Raw genomic sequence first — 17028 nt, forward strand, 5'->3', positions numbered from 1 at the left:
TATTAACGTGCAGCCGTTGTAACGGCTTTTTCGCTGTCCAAGACAGCGACAAGTACCTTTGCGCGCTTCTGTCGGCGTTGCGGGTGGTGCTCCGCAACTCAAAATGTAGTGCCGTGAACCGAAAATTAGGCGGAATTTAACTAGGGCTGCGGACATGAAGATTGAAAGAAAATTCACCAAACCAGATCAGGATGCCTATTCGGAACTGGATTTTGTGTCTGCGACATCTGAAATCCGAAACCCCGATGGAACCATTGTGTTCCGCCTGGAAGGGATCGAAGTTCCATCATCCTGGTCGCAGGTGGCAAGTGACGTAATCGCCCAGAAATACTTTCGCAAAGCTGGTGTTCCGTCCAAACTGAAGAAAGTTAAGGAAAAAGACGTACCCGAATTCCTTTGGCGGTCGGTTCCCGCTGAAGATGCTGAGTTCGAGGGCGAGACTTCCTCCAAGCAGGTCTTTGACCGACTGGCCGGTGCGTGGGCATACTGGGGATGGAAAGGTGGTTACTTTTCTACCGAGGAGGATGCGCGCGCCTATTTTGACGAGATGCGGTACATGCTGGCGACCCAGCGCGCCGCGCCAAATAGCCCGCAATGGTTCAACACTGGCCTGCACTGGGCCTATGGAATCGACGGTCCGGCGCAAGGGCACCACTATGTCGACTACAAGACCGGCAAACTGACCAAATCCAAATCCGCCTACGAACATCCGCAGCCACATGCCTGCTTCATCCAGTCCGTCGATGATGATCTGGTGAACGAAGGCGGCATCATGGATCTGTGGGTGCGCGAAGCACGGTTGTTCAAATACGGCTCGGGCACCGGGACCAACTTCAGCCATCTGCGTGCGGAAGGCGAGGCACTGTCAGGTGGCGGCAAATCCTCGGGCCTGATGGGCTTTCTAAAGATTGGCGACCGCGCCGCCGGCGCGATCAAATCAGGCGGGACAACCCGTCGGGCAGCAAAGATGGTTATTGTCGATGCGGATCACCCCGACATCGAACAATTCATCGAATGGAAGGTGATCGAAGAGCAGAAAGTGGCCTCGATCGTTGCCGGATCGAAGATGCACGAGAAGATGCTGAACGGCATTTTCGAGGCCATCCGTTCGTGGGATGGATCTGCGGATGACGCCTATGATCCGAACAAGAACGACGCGCTGAAAAAGGCGGTTCGCGAGGCGAAAAAGGTAGCGATCCCCGAGACTTATATAAAACGCGTGCTGGACTATGCCAAGCAGGGTCACGACAGTATCGAATTTCCGACCTATGACACGGACTGGGATTCGGAAGCCTATAGCTCGGTTTCGGGCCAGAACTCGAACAACTCCATCCGTGTCACCAATGCGTTTCTGACCGCTGTCGAGAAAGACGCCGATTGGGAACTGATCAACCGAACTGACGGTAAGGTCGCCAAGACGGTCAAGGCGAGGGACCTGTGGGAGAAAGTCGGCCACGCCGCTTGGGCCTGTGCCGATCCGGGCATCCAGTTCCATGACACGGTCAACGAGTGGCACACATGCCCCGAAGATGGTGAGATCCGCGGCTCGAACCCGTGCTCGGAATATATGTTCCTCGATGACACGGCCTGTAACCTTGCCTCGATGAACCTGCTGACCTTCCTCAAGGATGGCGAGTTCCAGGCGGCGGATTATATGCATGCCTCTCGCTTGTGGACCCTGACGCTGGAAATTTCAGTGACGATGGCGCAGTTCCCGTCGAAGGAAATCGCGCAGCTGTCTTATGACTTCCGCACCTTGGGTCTGGGCTATGCCAATATCGGCGGTCTGCTGATGAACATGGGCTACAGCTATGACTCGGACGAGGGCCGGGCGATCTGTGGCGCGCTGACTGCGATCATGACCGGTGTGGCCTATGCAACCTCGGCTGAGATCGCCGGTGAGCTGGGTGCCTTCAAAGGCTATGAACGCAACGCTGACCACATGCTGCGCGTCATCCGCAACCACCGCCGCGCATCGCAGGGTGTGACCGAGGGGTATGAGAAACTGGCGGTTAAGCCGGTGCCTTTGGACCACGGCAACTGCCCGGACAAGCATCTGGTCGATCTGGCCATGTCGGCTTGGGACGAGGCGCTGAGCCTCGGCGAGAAAAATGGCTACCGCAACGCGCAGGCCACCGTGATCGCGCCCACCGGCACCATCGGTCTGGTGATGGATTGCGACACGACTGGGATCGAGCCTGACTTTGCGCTGGTGAAATTCAAGAAGCTGGCCGGTGGCGGTTACTTCAAGATCATCAACCGCTCGGTGCCTTCTGCGCTGGAAAAGCTGGGCTATTCCTCGTCGCAGATTGAAGAGATCGTTTCCTATGCCGTTGGTCACGGCACCATCGGCAACGCGCCGGGGATTAACCACACCTCGCTGACCGGCCACGGCTTTGGCCCGAATGAGCTGGCCAAGGTGGATGCCGCGCTGGAAAGCGCCTTTGACATCCGGTTCGTCTTCAACCAGTGGACACTGGGCGAGGATTTCTGCACCGGTGTTCTGGGCATCCCAGCGACCAAGCTGAATGACCCGACCTTTGATCTGTTGCGTCATCTAGGGTTCACCCGCGCGGATATCGACGCGGCCAACGACCACGTCTGCGGAACCATGACGCTGGAAGGCGCGCCACATCTGAAGGAAGAACACTACTCAATCTTCGACTGCGCCAACCCGTGCGGGAAAAAAGGCAAGCGTTTCCTTGGGGTTGACAGCCACATCACCATGATGGCTGCGGCACAGAGCTTCATCTCGGGCGCGATTTCGAAAACGATCAACATGCCGAATGACGCGACCATTGAGGATTGCCAGAAAGCCTATGAACTCAGCTGGTCGCTGGGTGTGAAGGCCAACGCGCTCTACCGAGACGGCTCGAAGCTATCGCAACCTCTGGCGGCGGCGCTGGTCGAGGACGACGACGAGGCGGCCGAAGTGCTGGAAAGCGGCTCTGCTCAGGAAAAAGCCGTCGTTCTGGCCGAAAAAGTGATCGAAAAGGTTGTGGTCAAGGAAATGATCCGTAGCCATCGCGAGAAACTGCCGCATCGCCGCAAGGGGTATACTCAGAAGGCCATCGTTGGCGGCCACAAAGTGTACCTGCGCACAGGTGAGTTTGAAGACGGTCAATTGGGCGAGATTTTCATCGACATGCACAAGGAAGGCGCTGGCTTCCGGGCGATGATGAACAACTTTGCCATCGCCGTGTCTGTCGGTCTGCAATATGGCGTGCCGCTGGAGGAGTTTGTCGACGCCTTCACCTTTACCAAGTTCGAACCAGCGGGGATGGTGCAGGGCAACGACTCGATCAAGAACGCGACGTCGATCCTGGATTACATCTTCCGCGAACTGGCCGTGTCCTATCTGGACCGTACCGATTTGGCTCATGTGAAACCCGAGGGCGCGACCTTTGATGATCTGGGCCGCGGTGAAGAGGAAGGCGTTTCTAACGTCTCGGAAATTAGTGAAACTGCGGCGTCCAAGTCATTGGAAGTGTTGAAACAAATCAGCTCCACCGGGTATCTTCGCAAGCGTCTGCCGCAGGATCTGATGGTGTTCAACGGCAGTTATGGCGACGTGGCCGGAATGTCGGAAACGGCAACTGTGTTCGAAGCGCCTGCCACCGAAACGGCAGTGGCAACCGGGATGGACGCCCGCACCAAAGCCAAGATGCAGGGCTATGAGGGCGACCCCTGTGGCGAATGCGGAAACTACACGCTGGTGCGTAACGGCACTTGCATGAAGTGCAACACCTGCGGCGCGACAAGCGGGTGTAGCTAAGAAATTGAAGGTTGGGGACCGGTGTTGGCGCACCGATCCCCGGCTGATCTCGCAATCGGTTAGCACGCTGCGAGATAAACCAAATCCGGCCCAAGAAGGGTCGACAGTTGAAAGGAAGACAGATCGGATTTTGGGGATCAATAGTGTGCTTGGAAATACAGAGTTGTCCCGAGACTTACCAACAAGAAATCGCGACCGCCTGTGAATAAGGAGCCAAATAAGATGGCGAATGAGAAGAACTATTGGACTCAGAAAAGGCCAGACGGCCAATGGGAATCTAAGCGCGAAGGAGCAACACGAGCTTCCAGCGTTTCGTCTACTCAAGCAGAGGCGTGGGAGAAGTCGAAAGACTTCGCGCGTGAACGCGGAGGAGAAGCATATCTCAAGGGTGAGAATGGCCGTATTCGCGAGCGTAACACTTATGGGAAGGACCCTTACCCTCCAAAGGGGTAGCTGACTTTAGCGCCCCGGCACCCCGGGGCGTAGGGGTCGGACGCTGCCCTAAGTAACCGACCCCGACGAATAAGGAGAACAGGTCTGAGACTTACCAAGTGACCTTTCTCCACTCGGCCGACATGCCCGTGTTGGCCGGGAACAGGGTGGGGCGGAATACTTGCTCCCTCCCACTCTTTCACGGGGCGGGTGCGCTCGCCCCATGCGCAGTCCAGGCCGCAGGCAAAAAAACACCGGGCGGTCAACGAAATGAGCCTGGAAGGCGAAACTGACAGGGGGCTTCGGCCCCCTTTCTTTTTTGTCCCTCCGAGTCGTCCCGGATAAGCGCCACATTGCCGGATTGAGGTGGTCCTGTCGGGCAAGAGCCGCCGATACAGGTTTTGCCGGCTTCTTCAGGCGGAGGGCCGCAAACCCGACTCGGGCAAACACGCAAAGATTGGCGTGAAATCACGAAACTCTACCAAAGCGCGTGACGCGCAGGGGGGGTCATGTGCTTCTGGGCGTCGTCCGGACGTAAACACAAACACACCTTTCAGGAGGCACTGAAATGAAATCGCATTATTTGATCGGGCTTTCCATGGCCGTTCTGGGCTTGCCCGGCGTTGCTTCGGCCCAATCCTCAGCCGATACCAACGGTGATGGTCTGCTGACCATCGAGGAAATTCAGGCAGTCGTACCGGAAGTCAACGCCGACACTTTCTCAGCCATGGATGCCAATGGTGACGGAGCGCTGGATGCAGACGAAGTCGCGATCGCGCAGGAGGCAGGATTGTTGCCGCCCAGCGACGGGTAGGCATTGTATGAACAGGCGGCCCGATCCCTTTCGGGCCGCCTTTTCCATCACCTTAAGCGGGAAGATGGATTTTGAATTTTTTCCGAAGTTCGGCGTCCAGAACCGGGTCGAACCTTGCTGGGGAAGGGGTGGAAAGGATTTCCTCTTTCCTTGCTACGGCTTTTTCCACCAGATCGGGCTTGCCAAGCTCCACCCACTCTTTCGGTGAGGAGCGATCTCCGTATGTCGGATAGACGTAATCTGACTGCATCCGGCTCAGCGTTGCGTCAGTCCCTAGATAGTGGCCTGGGCCGCCCATGCATACCGCCGCCATTTGATCCAGTGCCAGCGTGTCATCCGTCACTTCGATCCCGCGTACACAGCGTTGCGCCTGTCCGATCAAATCATCGCTGAGGATCAGACTTTCCAGGCAGAACCCCAGCAACGAGGCATGCATCCCGGCCGCCTCATATACCATGTTCAGACCGGACAGACCTGCCATGACGTTCGAACACATCTGTTCCCAGCCGGCCTGCATATCGGGCAGTTTCGAATCCGATGCGCCAGCCGCAGCTCCGCCCGGCAAGTCATAGAACCGGTGCATCTGGGCGCATCCGGCAGTCAGAAGGGCCTGTTCCCCTGAACCAATCGACATGGCACCGGTCCGCAGGTCCAGACCAAAGGGCCAGGTGCCGAAAATCGCCGGGGCACCGGGACTTACGGCATTAACATAAACCAATCCCGCCAGGCATTCCGCAGTTGCTTGCGTGATCGCACCGGCGATGGTCGACGGCGCTGTGGCACCGGCCATACCGGCAGATAGCAACAAGACAGGCATACCGGCCTTGATGCATGCTTCCATCACTTCGCAGCTTTCGGTTGCGAATTTCATTGGAGGAACAACAAAGCAGTTCGAGTTCGAAACGAAGGGGCGCTCGCGAAATTTGTTTTCACCGCCCGCAATCATATAGATCATCTCCATCGCCGGTGCGACGTGGCTTGGCTCGGTGAAAGATGTTCCGACGTGTTTGAAGGACCCCGAACAGCAGGCGTAAATCGTGTTGAGGTCCATTTCGAGGTTGTCGGCGATGTCACGACAGACCATTGGCCGTTGCACAAAGTGAATGTTATCAAGCTGCTGGCAGATACGTGCGGCATCGTGCAGATCTTGCACGGTGGAATGGCGATATTCCCGACCGTGCACGTCAACCATGGACACGGCGGCCCCGGCCGTACCGTAGTGCACTTTGGTGTCGGACAATTCCAGATCGGTGTTTCCATCCCGGCTGTACAAAGTGACCGAGCGGTTCGCCTTTGCAATCGTGTCCTCGACAAGGGCACGCGGGAAACGGATACGGCCATCGTCGCCCAAGGTGCAGCCCGCACCGACCAGATAGTCAATGCCACTTTGCGGGGCGTCTGCAAGGCCAATGGTTTCAAGCGCTGTTAGTGCTGCTTCGTGGATGCGTTCGATCTGCGCCTGCGTCAGTACATTCAGGACGCCGCCTTCCATTCCGGGGCGGACTGGTCGCAGGTGCTCGGGCAGTGCGGTTGCACGGGCAGCACGGCGCGCGGCGCGGCCGCCACTGCGCGAAGAATTGCGGGGTTGGTCGTTCATTTCAAGAATCCGGTCGTTGAGTGATGTCTTAAGGTGTCAGCAAGAACACCTTTACGGCCGTCCCCGTGCGGCACGGCCGCGATCTGCCCCAATGGTGCGGCTGATCAGGCTGATTTTCCAGTCGTCGTCTGCCATTTTGCCCCTCAACGTCTTGCGCGACCATTCCAAAACGCGGCGACACAATCTGTTCTATTTGCGACCTTTGATAATTATTCACATGGACAATCCTCACGGCTTTTGGGGTCAGAGAACCAAACGCCGAGATTTTCACCCGTTTTGGAAGAAATCTGTTATACTGCATTCACTTACTTCCAGGGTCTGCTGAGCGGAGTTGAATTATGACCAGCAGGTCACAGATTGAATTGAAGTCATGCCTCTGATCGAAACCAGAGCGGTGTTGCATTGAGCCCGACTATGAACCCTTTTTACGTCCTTGTTGTTGCGATATTGATCGCCGGTGCTAGCCCTGTTGCGGCTGAGGATTGGACTGGCGGGTATGCAGGGTTCAGTTTTGGATTTGCAGATGCCGACGGTCCGGGCGGCGCGAATGGCGATGATGCGGCCTTTGGTGCGCATCTGGGGTATGATCAGGACTTTGGGAATTTCGTTCTGGGCGGTGAGTTGGAATATAACCGGCTGTCCCTGAACCTTGGCCAGTCTCAGGGCAGTCTCGACAGCATGACCAGCTTGAAACTGCGTGGCGGATATGAATTCGGTAACGCTCTGGGATACGTGGTCGTAGGCGCGGCGCGGGCTGATACGTCGGTCGACAGTGACACGGCCGCGGTTTACGGAATCGGATTGGCCTATCCGATTGGCGAGAATTTCGTTATCAGCGGTGAGGCACTGCGGCAGAATTTCGACGATGTCACCCGATCCAGCGGCAGTCTGGACACCAATGTTTTCAACCTGCGTACGACATTTCGGTTTTAGATGCGGCTATTCAGCCGCGTGTCGCTTGGCGAGCTGCGCTGAAAACGCGCACAGGGTTCTCAAGGCACTGACAAATTTCTCATCATCCACGGTCATGGCAACCCGAATGTGACCCGCTGCGGCTTTGCCAAAGCTTTCGCCCGGCATGACGGCAATCGCATGAGTGTCCAGCAGGGCGTTCGCAAACCCTTCGCCCGTCAGCCCGGTCGCCCGTATATCCAGCATCAGATACATAGAACCCTGCGCCGGGACGAGCCCCACTGTGTTCTGCGCCGCCAATATGTCGATCGCCAATGAACGGCGGCGACGGAATGGCGCGGCGATCTTGTTTTCAAGTTCGTGTCCTGCGGTCAGTGCAAAGCTGGCCGCGTCCTGAATGAACCCCGGAACGCCATAAGTTGTATGAGTAGCCAGATCTATCAGGTGGCGGATCACGTATTCCGGACCAACGATCCACCCGCATCGGGACCCGGTCATGGCATGTGATTTGGACATTGATCCAACCACTAAGGTACGGTCGGCCATTCCGGGCAGCGCGCGGGCAGACAGGTGCTCGCCCTCCCAGATCTGGGTGTCATAGACTTCGTCTGATATCAGCCACAGGTCACGGCGTTGGCAAACATCGGCAATGGATTCAAGTGACTGACGGGAATACACCACTCCGGTCGGGTTGTTCGGCGTGTTGATCAACAGCGAAACCGCGCCTTCCGCCGCTGCATCAATCAAATCTGCGCGCGGTTGAAATGCATCCTCTGCAGCGGTCCGAACAGCGCGGGCAATGGCCCCGGCGCCGCGAATCGTCCCGGGATAGGTGGCATAATACGGGTCCAGATACAGCCCGGTGTCGCCGGGATCGCACACCGCCATATGCGCGGCGAAAAGGGCGGACTGCCCACCGGGCGTGATCAGTACATTGTTGCGCGTCGTTGGGATACCTGTGCGGGACTGAACCCGGGTAGCAACCGTATCGCGCAGCAAATCTGTTCCGGGCACCGTGGCATAACCGGTGTGACCGTTGCGGGCCGACTGGTCCATAGCGTGCAGGATCGACGAGTCGGTACGAACGTCATGCTCGCCGATTGTCAATTCTGTCACAGCATGCCCTTCATTCAGCATCCGTCGGGCCCGATTGAACACCTCCCACCCGTCGCTGCCGCCGGTGATCTGCGTGATGCGCTTGGACAATTCCATGACAAGGGCCCCGGTTACTCTGCGCTGAATGGGGCAGAGCGGCGGACGTTTGTCAATCAGCTTCGCGGCGCTATCGAGGCCTGAAGTTTTTTGGTCAATGATGCGCGGACAAGGTCATAGGACACAGTCAAACGATGGCGCATTTCGTCTGCACCGGTGTCAAACGGAAGACGCACCCAGCTGCGGTGGAAATAGGGGGCTTTTACGCCGATCCCGGTGTCTATCAGCATCTGCGCCGTTTCGATATCGGGCGTTTTTACGGAAACACCGTCATTTGCGATCCCGATACAGGCGAACATTTTGCCACCAATTTTCCAGGCGTCATGGCCACCGCCCCAGGGATCGGACAGTTCAGCGCCGGGCAGCGTTTTGCAGATGGAATTGACGAAATCTCGGTCCATGTTCGGCACTGTGCCGAACGGGGATGGCAAACTCAACACTTGGCTTGGGAATGATCCCATGCTAACCGATGTCCCATGAACCCGGTGACCTGCATCATTATTATCTGCTGCATTACCTGCTGATTTATCAAGCGGGCCGGTTTCTTTCGTTTTCATCCCTGAGACAAGTTGCTAAGCCCGCGCCAACGCGTAAGCCTTTACTGTTTCTTAGGAGCCCGACCGATGACGACGATCAAGCTGCACAACACACGGACGCGGACGAAGGAAGACTTCGTACCGATCGATCCTGAAAACGTGCGGATGTATGTCTGTGGCCCAACGGTCTATGATCGTGCCCATTTGGGTAATGCCCGCCCGGTGGTTGTGTTCGATGTGCTCTACCGCGTGTTGCGCCATGTCTATGGCACAGAGCACGTGACCTATGTGCGCAACTTCACCGACGTGGACGACAAGATCAACGCAACGGCATTGGCGCGCAAACAGGCGGGCGCAGAAGGCACGCTTGAGCAATTGGTGCAGGAGCGGTCGGACGAGACCATCGATTGGTACTTGCACGACATGGGCGCGTTGGGAGCGTTGGAACCCAACCAGATGCCACGCGCGACCCAGTATATCGCCCAGATGATCGCGATGATCGAAGACCTGATTGCCAAGGGTCACGCCTATGCCGCCGAAGGTCATGTTCTGTTCGCGGTCGACAGCTGGAAAGAAAGCTATGGCAAACTGTCTGGCCGGTCGGTCGATGACATGATTGCGGGCGCGCGGGTCGAGGTGGCTCCATACAAGAAAAACCCGATGGATTTCGTGTTGTGGAAGCCTTCGACTGATGATCTGCCGGGCTGGGACAGCCCGTGGGGCCGGGGACGTCCGGGCTGGCACATCGAATGCTCGGCCATGAGCTATGAACTGCTGGGCGAGAGCTTTGATATCCACGGGGGTGGCAATGACCTGATGTTCCCGCATCATGAAAACGAGATCGCCCAGAGCAAATGCGCTCACCCGCATGGGGAGTTTGCACGGGTCTGGATGCACAACGAGATGTTGCAGGTTGAGGGCAAGAAGATGTCCAAATCGCTGGGCAATTTCTTTACCGTGCATGATCTGTTGGAGCAGGGTGTGCCGGGCGAGGTAATCCGCTTCGTCTTTCTGCAGACGCACTATCGCAAGCCGATGGACTGGACCGAGAAAAAGGCGCGTGAGGCCGAGGCGACGCTGCGCAAGTGGCGGGCGCTGACAGCGGGCATCGAGCCCGCAGCCAGCGCGGCACCTGAAGTCATCGCAGCACTAAGTGACGATCTGAATACGGCAGGTGCCATGAGCGAGCTTTATCGTCTGGCTTCAGACGGTGACGCCGCAGGTCTGCTGGCCAGTGCGCAACTGCTGGGTTTGCTTTTACCTGAGATGAGCGACTGGGCAGATACCGCATCTGTCGATTTGACCTCTCATGCGGACCGTTTAGCGAAGGCACGCGAAATCGCGATGCAAAGCAAGGACTTCTCAGAAGTTGATCGCTTGAAGGCAGCATATATTGCGGCGGGGCTTGAGGTTCGAATGAGCAAGGACAGTGTCGAACTGGTGCCTGGCGCTGGTTTTGATGCTGCCAAGCTGGAGGAGGTCTGATGACTAAGGAACGCCTCTACCTCTACGACACAACCCTGCGCGATGGGCAGCAAACGCAGGGCGTGCAGTTTTCGACCGCAGAAAAAGTGCAGATCGCGCAGGCGCTGGACACTTTGGGCGTGGATTACATCGAAGGCGGTTGGCCCGGCGCCAACCCGACCGATAGCGCGTTTTTCGAGGTGGCCCCAAAGACCGCGGCCCGGTTGACGGCGTTCGGCATGACCAAACGCGCAGGACGATCAGCCGAGAATGACGATGTGCTGGCAGCCGTGATGAATGCGGGAACGCAGGCTGTTTGTCTGGTCGGCAAGTCGCATGATTATCACGTCACCCACGCGCTTGGTATTTCACTGGAAGAGAACACAGAAAACGTGCGCGCCTCGGTCGCGCATATCGTCGCGCTGGGGCGTGAAGCGCTGTTTGATGCGGAACATTTCTTTGATGGCTACAAGGACAATCCGGAATATGCCGTGGATGTTTGTCGCGCAGCGCTTGAGGCGGGCGCGCGGTGGGTTGTCCTGTGCGACACAAATGGTGGCGCTTTGCCGTCCGAGGTCGGGCGGATCGTATCCGAGGTGATCGCAGCCGGGCTGCCCGGTGATCGGATGGGCATTCACACCCATAACGATACTGAAAATGCCGTTGCCTGTTCTCTGGCTGCTGTTGAGGCAGGTGCACGGCAAATTCAGGGTACATTGAATGGTTTGGGCGAACGTTGCGGCAATGCGAACCTGACCGCTTTGATCCCGACGCTGTTGTTGAAGGAACCCTATGCGTCGCAGTTTGATATTGGTGTCAGCCGTGAGGCTTTGGCTGGTTTGACCCGGATCAGCCGGATGCTGGATGATGTCCTGAATCGGGTGCCCAGCAAGCAGGCGGCTTATGTCGGGGCGTCGGCTTTTGCACATAAGGCCGGACTGCACGCCAGCGCGATCCTCAAGGACCCATCGACATATGAGCATGTGGACCCCGCAAGCGTCGGGAACGCCCGCATCATTCCGATGTCGAACCAAGCTGGTCAGTCAAACCTGCGCAAGCGTTTGACCGAGGCTGGTTTGCGTGTTGAGGCAGGTGACCCCGCACTTGGCCGCATCCTTGACCAGATAAAGGCCCGCGAGGCGGATGGATATTCCTATGACACCGCTCAGGCCAGTTTTGAACTGCTGGCGCGGGAAGAGCTGGGTCAATTGCCTGAGTTCTTCGAGGTCAAGCGTTACAAAGTCACCGTTGAACGGCGTAAGAACAAATACAACAAGATGGTCAGCCTGTCCGAGGCCGTTGTTGTCGTAAGAGTGGATGGTGAAAAGAAGCTGTCTGTCAGCGAATCCATGGACGAGTCAGGCAGCGACAGGGGGCCGGTGAATGCCCTAGCCAAAGCCTTGGCCAAGGATCTGGGCCAGTATTCACAGGTGTTGTCAGATATGCGTCTGGTCGACTTCAAGGTGCGGATTACGCAAGGCGGCACCGAAGCGGTCACGCGTGTCATCATCGACAGCGAAGACGGGCAGGGGCGGCGCTGGTCCACCGTGGGCGTCAGCGCGAATATAGTCGATGCGTCTTTCGAGGCGCTTCTGGATGCGATTCAATGGAAACTGGTGCGCGATTGTGATCCGAAAAAGGCAGCAGCCGAGTGAGCGTGGTCTTTGACCAAGACGTCAAGGCCTGCGCGGAACTTGTGCAACGGGCTGATCCAGATCGTTTCCGCGCTGCGATGGCTGCACCGGTGGCAGACCGTGCAGTCCTATTCCCGATTTACGCGTTAAACGTCGAAGTTGCCCGCGCGCCCTGGGTGACGCAAGAGCCGATGATCGCCGAGATGCGGCTGCAATGGTGGCGTGACGCGCTACAGGAAATTGCTGAAGGGGCAACCGTACGGCGGCACGAGGTAGTAACACCCTTGTCACAGGTTCTTTCGCCCCATCTGGCTGGTGTTTTGGATGAATATGTGGCCGTAAGGCGTTGGGATATATATCGTGATCCGTTCGAGGATCAGGAGCACTTTGACGCCTACATCGATCACAGCACGGGCTCATTGGTTGTTGCATCAGCCCAGGCGCTGGGGGCGGCCGATGAAACTGTGTTGCGTGACTTTGGATATGCTGTTGGGGTGTCGAACTGGTTGAGGGCTATTCCTGAATTGGAACAACGCGGGCGGATACCGCTTTTGGACGGTACCCTTGAAGGGGTGCGTGCCTTGGCCGGAACCGCCTTGAAACGCCTGCAAAAAGCCAGATCGCATCGGGCTGAGATTTCGGCCGAGGCACGGCCAGCATTATATTCCGGTTGGTTGGCCGAACGGATTTTAAAGCAAGCCATAGCCCGACCCGAACGTGTCGCCTCCGGTGATCTTGTGCCGGGAGAAATACAGCAGCGGCTGTCCCTGATGTGGACTGCGGGCAGCGGGCGCTGGTGATCAGGCCCGTTCCGGGTCGGCCGGTCGAAGAACCAGCCACAACAGGGCCCCGCCTGCCAATGTCAGCAACGGAATCATGGCAAGGTTGACTGCTGTCCACCCTTCAACCGGGGACCCACCCGAGCAGTTCATCAATCCACCCGAAGCCAGCGAGGCCATAGTCACTCCGCCAAACACCAGCAGGTCGTTAAGGCCCTGCATCCGACCGCGTTCCTGCGGTTCATGCGATGCGGCCAGCATCGTGGTCGCGCCGATAAAGCCAAAGTTCCATCCAACGCCCAGAAGAATGAGGGCGACGAAAAAGTTCCCTAATTCTACACCCTGCAAGGCGACCAGTCCAGCGGCTGCAAGAATCGCCAGACCCAGCGCTACAATCCTTTCGATGCCAAACCGGGCGATCAGGTGGCCCGTAAAGAAACTGGGCACATACATGGCCAGTACGTGGCTGGTGACAATGTCAGCCGCGTCATTGGCCGAGTAACCACAACCCACCACGGCCAACGGAGTTGAGGTCATCACAAGATTCATCAGCGCGTAAGATACCATGGCACATATGATGGCCACGGCGATGCGGGGTGTTTTCAGCAACTCCAGTCGCGACCGCCCCTTGGGCTCGGTGTCGGTGGGTTTTGCAGGCGTTGGGATGTCAAGAAAGAAGAACAGGGCGGACCCCAGTACATTGATCCCAATGACAGCTAGATAGGTGCCCAGAAACGGGATGACATAAGCTTCGGATGTGAGCTTGACGATCTGCGGGCCAATGATCGCAGCCGCGAGTCCACCAGCCATCACGTATGAAATCGCTTTTGGACGGTAATCGTCTGATGCGGTGTCTGCCGCTGCAAAGCGATAGAACCCGTGCGCGCTCATGTAGATGCCGGTCAGCAGGCTGCCGACAAGGAAGACGGGGAAAGAGCCAAGGAACAGGCCATAGGCTCCGATCAGCCCGCCCAACGCACCGGATGTTGCGCCAACAAGGAACCCGACCCGACGCCCCCATTTTTGCATGATGGCCGAGATTGGCGTGGCTGCCAGCATCGATCCCAGAACAATCAGCGAAATAGGCAATGTCGCCAGGCAGGGATTGGTCGCCAGAGACTGACCTGCCAGCCCTCCGACGATGAACATCATTGGCATCTGCGCGCCCAGAATGGCCTGCGCCGCCACCAAGACGGCGACGTTGCGTTTGGCCTGACGGTCATCGGGAAGGGTCGAGATCATGGTCATGGCCGAATGGTTATCGGCTAAGTGTTTGCGGCACAACCCGGTTGCATCTGCGGCACATGCGCCTAACGTGCCAGTAGCAACCGAGCAGGGAGACCAGATGCCTGTTGGCCGCATCATCGAAACGCCGGATTGTGTGGCGGAAGGGGCTGAATGGCTGGCCCAGAGCTGTCCGCGCATGGCCTATGCAATGGAACAGACTGGCCCATTGCCGTTACGTCGCCGTCCCGACGGGTTCGCGCAACTGCTGAGTGCCATTGTCAGCCAACAGGTCAGTGTGGCTTCGGCCAATGCAATATGGAAACGCCTGCAAGAGGCCAAACTGACGGGTCCGCGTAAGATCATGTGGGCAACGGATGACGATCTTCGGGCTGTAGGGTTAAGCCGTCAGAAGATCCGCTATGCAAGGGCTTTGGCGGAAGCGCGTATAGATTACAAAGCGTTACGTGATGCCTCTGATGCGGAAGTTTTGACCACGCTGACGCAAGTGTCAGGCATTGGCGTCTGGACCGCGGAGATATACGCCATGTTCTCACTTGGTCGCGCTGATGTGATCGCCCCCGGTGATCTGGCGCTGCAAGAGGCCGCGCGCATCCTTTATGACCTGCCCAACCGTCCAACGGACAAAGAACTGCGCAAGATGGCCGAGGCCTGGTCGCCCTGGCGCTCGGTTGCGGCGCGGGTGCTGTGGGCCTATTACCGGGTTGCAAAGCAAAGAGAAGGGATCAGATGACACGGGTTTTGAATGCGCTCCGGAAAGAGCCTGTTTCGGGCGACACGCGCTCGGTTGTGGTGTTCGTACATGGCTATGGCGCAAACGGTGCCGATCTGCTGGGTTTGGCCGACCCGCTGGGTGAACATCTGCCCGACACATTGTTCGTGGCCCCGGACGCGCCCGAGCAGATCCCCGGAATGCCCAATGGTTTTCAGTGGTTTCCGATTCCCTGGATTGACGGGTCGTCTGAGGAAGAGGCGCGCAGGGGCATGGAAATGGCGGTCGAGGATTTCAACGCCTTTCTGGATGCTCTGATGGTGGATGAAGACCTGTTGCCCGAACAGGTTGTCCTTTTTGGTTTCAGCCAGGGTACGATGATGAGCCTGTATGTCGCGCCCCGCCGCGAAGACCCCGTGGCCGGAATTGTCGCTTTCTCAGGCCGTTTGCTAGAGGCGGACCTTCTGGCAGACGAAACCGTCAGCCGGATGCCTGTACTGCTGGTGCATGGCGATGCCGACGACGTCGTCCCGCTGCAATCCTTGCCCGAAGCGGCAGAGGCCCTGCAATCCGCCGGTTTCAAGGAGGTCTATGCCCATGTCATGAAGGGCACCGGGCACGGAATCGCCCCGGACGGGCTGAGTGTGGCCCTGGCCTTCATGCGCGACAAGCTGAGCCTTTAGCCAGTAAGGTCAGTTCAGCGGAACACGGTCGTTCTGTATTGGCTCAAGACCAAAGATGGGCTTCCGCAAATTCGACTGAGTTTCCGGCCGGGTCGCGCACGTACAAGGAACGTGCGCCTCCGGGCCAGTCGAATTCTGCATCTACGGGGACATTCCAGTCCAGAAGGTGCTTGCGCATCACTGCGATTTCATCACGGGTCAGTACAAGACACACGTGTCCTGCACCACGGGCGCCGTGGGGCGGAACAGGCATGTCCGGGTTGAGGGGCGGCTGTTCCGTCTGTTCCGGGTTAAAGATCAGCAGGACCGATCCGCCAATTCGAAAAAACACGTGGCGGTCGGCGACGCGCTGAATGCGTTCCAGGCCCAGTACTTCGCCGTAAAACTGTTCCGCTGCGTCCAGATCATCGACATAAAGCGACGCTTCCAGAATCGCCGAAGGGGCCGGTATTCCGGGAGTTAGTTTCATGACCTAAGTTTAGCAGATCAGGGCAGGGTATGTCACCGGCGCGGTCGACGGTCGCGTTTTCGTTGCGGTGTGGTGTTTAGGGATGGCATGGGCAGGCTGTCCCACTGGCCCGGTTCCAGATTGTCCAATGTCCAGTCACCAATGCGGCAGCGGATCAGGCGCAGGGTCGGCAGGCCCACGGCGGCCGTCATTCGACGCACCTGACGGTTTTTGCCCTCGCGTATGGACAGTTCTATCCAACTGTCTGGTACAGTCTCGCGTTCGCGGATTGGCGGGGTGCGGGGCCACAGGTTGTCTGGCTCGTCGATCTGCCGCACCTTCGCCGGACGGGTCAGGCCGTCTTTCAACTCGACGCCGTTTCGCAGCGCTTTCAGGGCGGTTTCGTCCGGAATACCTTCGACCTGAACCCAATAGGTTTTTGCCATCTTGTGCTTGGGGTCCGAGATCTGCGCCTGTAACTTGCCGTGGTCAGTCAGTAGCATCAAACCTTCGCTGTCACGGTCCAGTCGACCGGCGGGATAAACCCCGGGCAGATCGATGAAATCGGACAGTGTACTGCGCGGAGTATCCGCATTGTCGCGGTCGGTGAACTGCGGCAGTACATCGTAAGGTTTGTTGAAGCGAATGAACCAGGACATGACGTGCGCATACCCCGAAGAGTGCACCCCGCGCAAGCTGTGGATAACTGTCATGTGCCTGTTACGGATTCGCATTACCCAGTTTGCGACATATTGTGGAAAATCAGGGCTTGTCAGAGTATTAAC

Annotated in this window: 15 protein-coding genes; 9 read left to right on the forward strand and 6 right to left on the reverse strand. The window is 57.7% G+C overall.

From position 1 onward, the window contains the following. Positions 1 to 154 precede the first annotated feature (154 nt). The 3 genes from ACR0AP_RS02360 (at position 155) to ACR0AP_RS02370 (ending at position 5021) form a co-directional block, all read left to right on the forward strand. Positions 155 to 3775 carry a vitamin B12-dependent ribonucleotide reductase gene (locus tag ACR0AP_RS02360; RefSeq protein ID WP_480505058.1) on the forward strand — a complete coding sequence of 1207 codons (3621 nt, stop codon included), beginning with the start codon at positions 155 to 157 and terminating at the stop codon, positions 3773 to 3775. 222 nt (positions 3776 to 3997) lie between these two features. Next, complete coding sequence (locus ACR0AP_RS02365; protein WP_480480793.1) at positions 3998 to 4228, forward strand: DUF2188 domain-containing protein; 231 nt, start codon at positions 3998 to 4000, stop codon at positions 4226 to 4228. Between the two features lie 547 nt (positions 4229 to 4775). Further along, positions 4776 to 5021, forward strand: coding sequence for an EF-hand domain-containing protein (locus tag ACR0AP_RS02370; RefSeq protein ID WP_209596397.1), 246 nt, complete (start codon positions 4776 to 4778; stop codon positions 5019 to 5021). A 52-nt stretch (positions 5022 to 5073) separates the two neighbouring features. Here ACR0AP_RS02370 and ACR0AP_RS02375 read toward each other — a convergent pair whose 3' ends face one another. Beyond that, positions 5074 to 6618 carry a trimethylamine methyltransferase family protein gene (locus tag ACR0AP_RS02375; RefSeq protein WP_480505060.1) on the reverse strand — a complete coding sequence of 515 codons (1545 nt, stop codon included), beginning with the start codon at positions 6616 to 6618 and terminating at the stop codon, positions 5074 to 5076. A gap of 414 nt (positions 6619 to 7032) precedes the next feature. Here ACR0AP_RS02375 and ACR0AP_RS02380 point away from each other — a divergent pair, with 414 nt between their 5' ends. Further along, positions 7033 to 7551: an outer membrane protein gene (locus ACR0AP_RS02380; protein ID WP_480505062.1), complete on the forward strand. Its 519-nt coding sequence runs from the start codon at positions 7033 to 7035 to the stop codon at positions 7549 to 7551. A 6-nt stretch (positions 7552 to 7557) separates the two neighbouring features. Here ACR0AP_RS02380 and ACR0AP_RS02385 read toward each other — a convergent pair whose 3' ends face one another. Together ACR0AP_RS02385 and ACR0AP_RS02390 are read right to left on the reverse strand one after the other, a co-directional pair. Further along, complete coding sequence (locus ACR0AP_RS02385; protein WP_480505064.1) at positions 7558 to 8742, reverse strand: pyridoxal phosphate-dependent aminotransferase; 1185 nt, start codon at positions 8740 to 8742, stop codon at positions 7558 to 7560. Between the two features lie 56 nt (positions 8743 to 8798). Further along, the gene (locus ACR0AP_RS02390) at positions 8799 to 9143 is read right to left on the reverse strand and encodes an MmcQ/YjbR family DNA-binding protein (RefSeq protein ID WP_480472937.1); all 345 of its coding nucleotides are present in this window, start codon (positions 9141 to 9143) and stop codon (positions 8799 to 8801) included. 222 nt (positions 9144 to 9365) lie between these two features. On the opposite strand from ACR0AP_RS02390, the gene cysS reads away from it, so the two are divergent. The 3 genes from cysS to ACR0AP_RS02405 are packed head-to-tail and all read left to right on the forward strand — an operon-like array spanning position 9366 to position 13176. Further along, positions 9366 to 10763: a cysteine--tRNA ligase gene (gene cysS, locus ACR0AP_RS02395; RefSeq protein WP_480480801.1), complete on the forward strand. Its 1398-nt coding sequence runs from the start codon at positions 9366 to 9368 to the stop codon at positions 10761 to 10763. After that, positions 10763 to 12397 (forward strand): citramalate synthase, encoded by a 1635-nt coding sequence (gene cimA, locus ACR0AP_RS02400; RefSeq protein ID WP_480505065.1) that lies wholly within the window; start codon positions 10763 to 10765, stop codon positions 12395 to 12397. The genes cysS and cimA overlap by 1 nt, the downstream gene beginning before the upstream one ends. Before the next feature lie 2 nt (positions 12398 to 12399). Then, on the forward strand, positions 12400 to 13176 hold the full coding sequence (locus ACR0AP_RS02405) for a squalene/phytoene synthase family protein (RefSeq protein ID WP_480505809.1): 777 nt from the start codon (positions 12400 to 12402) through the stop codon (positions 13174 to 13176). On the opposite strand, the gene ACR0AP_RS02410 is transcribed toward ACR0AP_RS02405, so the two are convergent. Then, on the reverse strand, positions 13177 to 14403 hold the full coding sequence (locus ACR0AP_RS02410) for an MFS transporter (protein WP_480505067.1): 1227 nt from the start codon (positions 14401 to 14403) through the stop codon (positions 13177 to 13179). A 97-nt stretch (positions 14404 to 14500) separates the two neighbouring features. Between ACR0AP_RS02410 and ACR0AP_RS02415 the strand changes: the two genes are divergently transcribed. Together ACR0AP_RS02415 and ACR0AP_RS02420 are read left to right on the forward strand one after the other, a co-directional pair. Next, entirely contained in the window at positions 14501 to 15133 is a 633-nt protein-coding gene (locus tag ACR0AP_RS02415; protein WP_209596382.1) for a DNA-3-methyladenine glycosylase family protein, read from the forward strand. Further along, on the forward strand, positions 15130 to 15795 hold the full coding sequence (locus ACR0AP_RS02420; RefSeq protein WP_480505069.1) for an alpha/beta hydrolase: 666 nt from the start codon (positions 15130 to 15132) through the stop codon (positions 15793 to 15795). The genes ACR0AP_RS02415 and ACR0AP_RS02420 overlap by 4 nt, the downstream gene beginning before the upstream one ends. Before the next feature lie 43 nt (positions 15796 to 15838). Here the strand turns inward: ACR0AP_RS02420 and ACR0AP_RS02425 are convergent, their stop codons facing one another. Together ACR0AP_RS02425 and ACR0AP_RS02430 are read right to left on the reverse strand one after the other, a co-directional pair. Further along, positions 15839 to 16264 (reverse strand): VOC family protein, encoded by a 426-nt coding sequence (locus ACR0AP_RS02425; RefSeq protein ID WP_480505071.1) that lies wholly within the window; start codon positions 16262 to 16264, stop codon positions 15839 to 15841. 32 nt (positions 16265 to 16296) lie between these two features. Further along, on the reverse strand, positions 16297 to 16902 hold the full coding sequence (locus ACR0AP_RS02430) for an rRNA large subunit pseudouridine synthase E (RefSeq protein WP_480505073.1): 606 nt from the start codon (positions 16900 to 16902) through the stop codon (positions 16297 to 16299). Positions 16903 to 17028 lie beyond the last annotated feature (126 nt).

The sequence above is a fragment of the Ruegeria sp. AF7 genome, assembly GCF_056541885.1.

Bases quoted from the DNA above. Each gene is read 5' to 3' on its own strand.
- ACR0AP_RS02360 (WP_480505058.1), top strand. From the start codon at position 155: ATGAAGATTGAAAGAAAATTCACCAAACCAGATCAGGATGCCTATTCG.
- ACR0AP_RS02365 (WP_480480793.1), top strand. From the start codon at position 3,998: ATGGCGAATGAGAAGAACTATTGGACTCAGAAAAGGCCAGACGGCCAA.
- ACR0AP_RS02370 (WP_209596397.1), top strand. From the start codon at position 4,776: ATGAAATCGCATTATTTGATCGGGCTTTCCATGGCCGTTCTGGGCTTG.
- ACR0AP_RS02375 (WP_480505060.1), bottom strand. From the start codon at position 6,618: ATGAACGACCAACCCCGCAATTCTTCGCGCAGTGGCGGCCGCGCCGCG.
- ACR0AP_RS02380 (WP_480505062.1), top strand. From the start codon at position 7,033: ATGAACCCTTTTTACGTCCTTGTTGTTGCGATATTGATCGCCGGTGCT.
- ACR0AP_RS02385 (WP_480505064.1), bottom strand. From the start codon at position 8,742: ATGGAATTGTCCAAGCGCATCACGCAGATCACCGGCGGCAGCGACGGG.
- ACR0AP_RS02390 (WP_480472937.1), bottom strand. From the start codon at position 9,143: ATGGACCGAGATTTCGTCAATTCCATCTGCAAAACGCTGCCCGGCGCT.
- cysS (WP_480480801.1), top strand. From the start codon at position 9,366: ATGACGACGATCAAGCTGCACAACACACGGACGCGGACGAAGGAAGAC.
- cimA (WP_480505065.1), top strand. From the start codon at position 10,763: ATGACTAAGGAACGCCTCTACCTCTACGACACAACCCTGCGCGATGGG.
- ACR0AP_RS02410 (WP_480505067.1), bottom strand. From the start codon at position 14,403: ATGACCATGATCTCGACCCTTCCCGATGACCGTCAGGCCAAACGCAAC.
- ACR0AP_RS02415 (WP_209596382.1), top strand. From the start codon at position 14,501: ATGCCTGTTGGCCGCATCATCGAAACGCCGGATTGTGTGGCGGAAGGG.
- ACR0AP_RS02420 (WP_480505069.1), top strand. From the start codon at position 15,130: ATGACACGGGTTTTGAATGCGCTCCGGAAAGAGCCTGTTTCGGGCGAC.
- ACR0AP_RS02425 (WP_480505071.1), bottom strand. From the start codon at position 16,264: ATGAAACTAACTCCCGGAATACCGGCCCCTTCGGCGATTCTGGAAGCG.
- ACR0AP_RS02430 (WP_480505073.1), bottom strand. From the start codon at position 16,902: ATGTCCTGGTTCATTCGCTTCAACAAACCTTACGATGTACTGCCGCAG.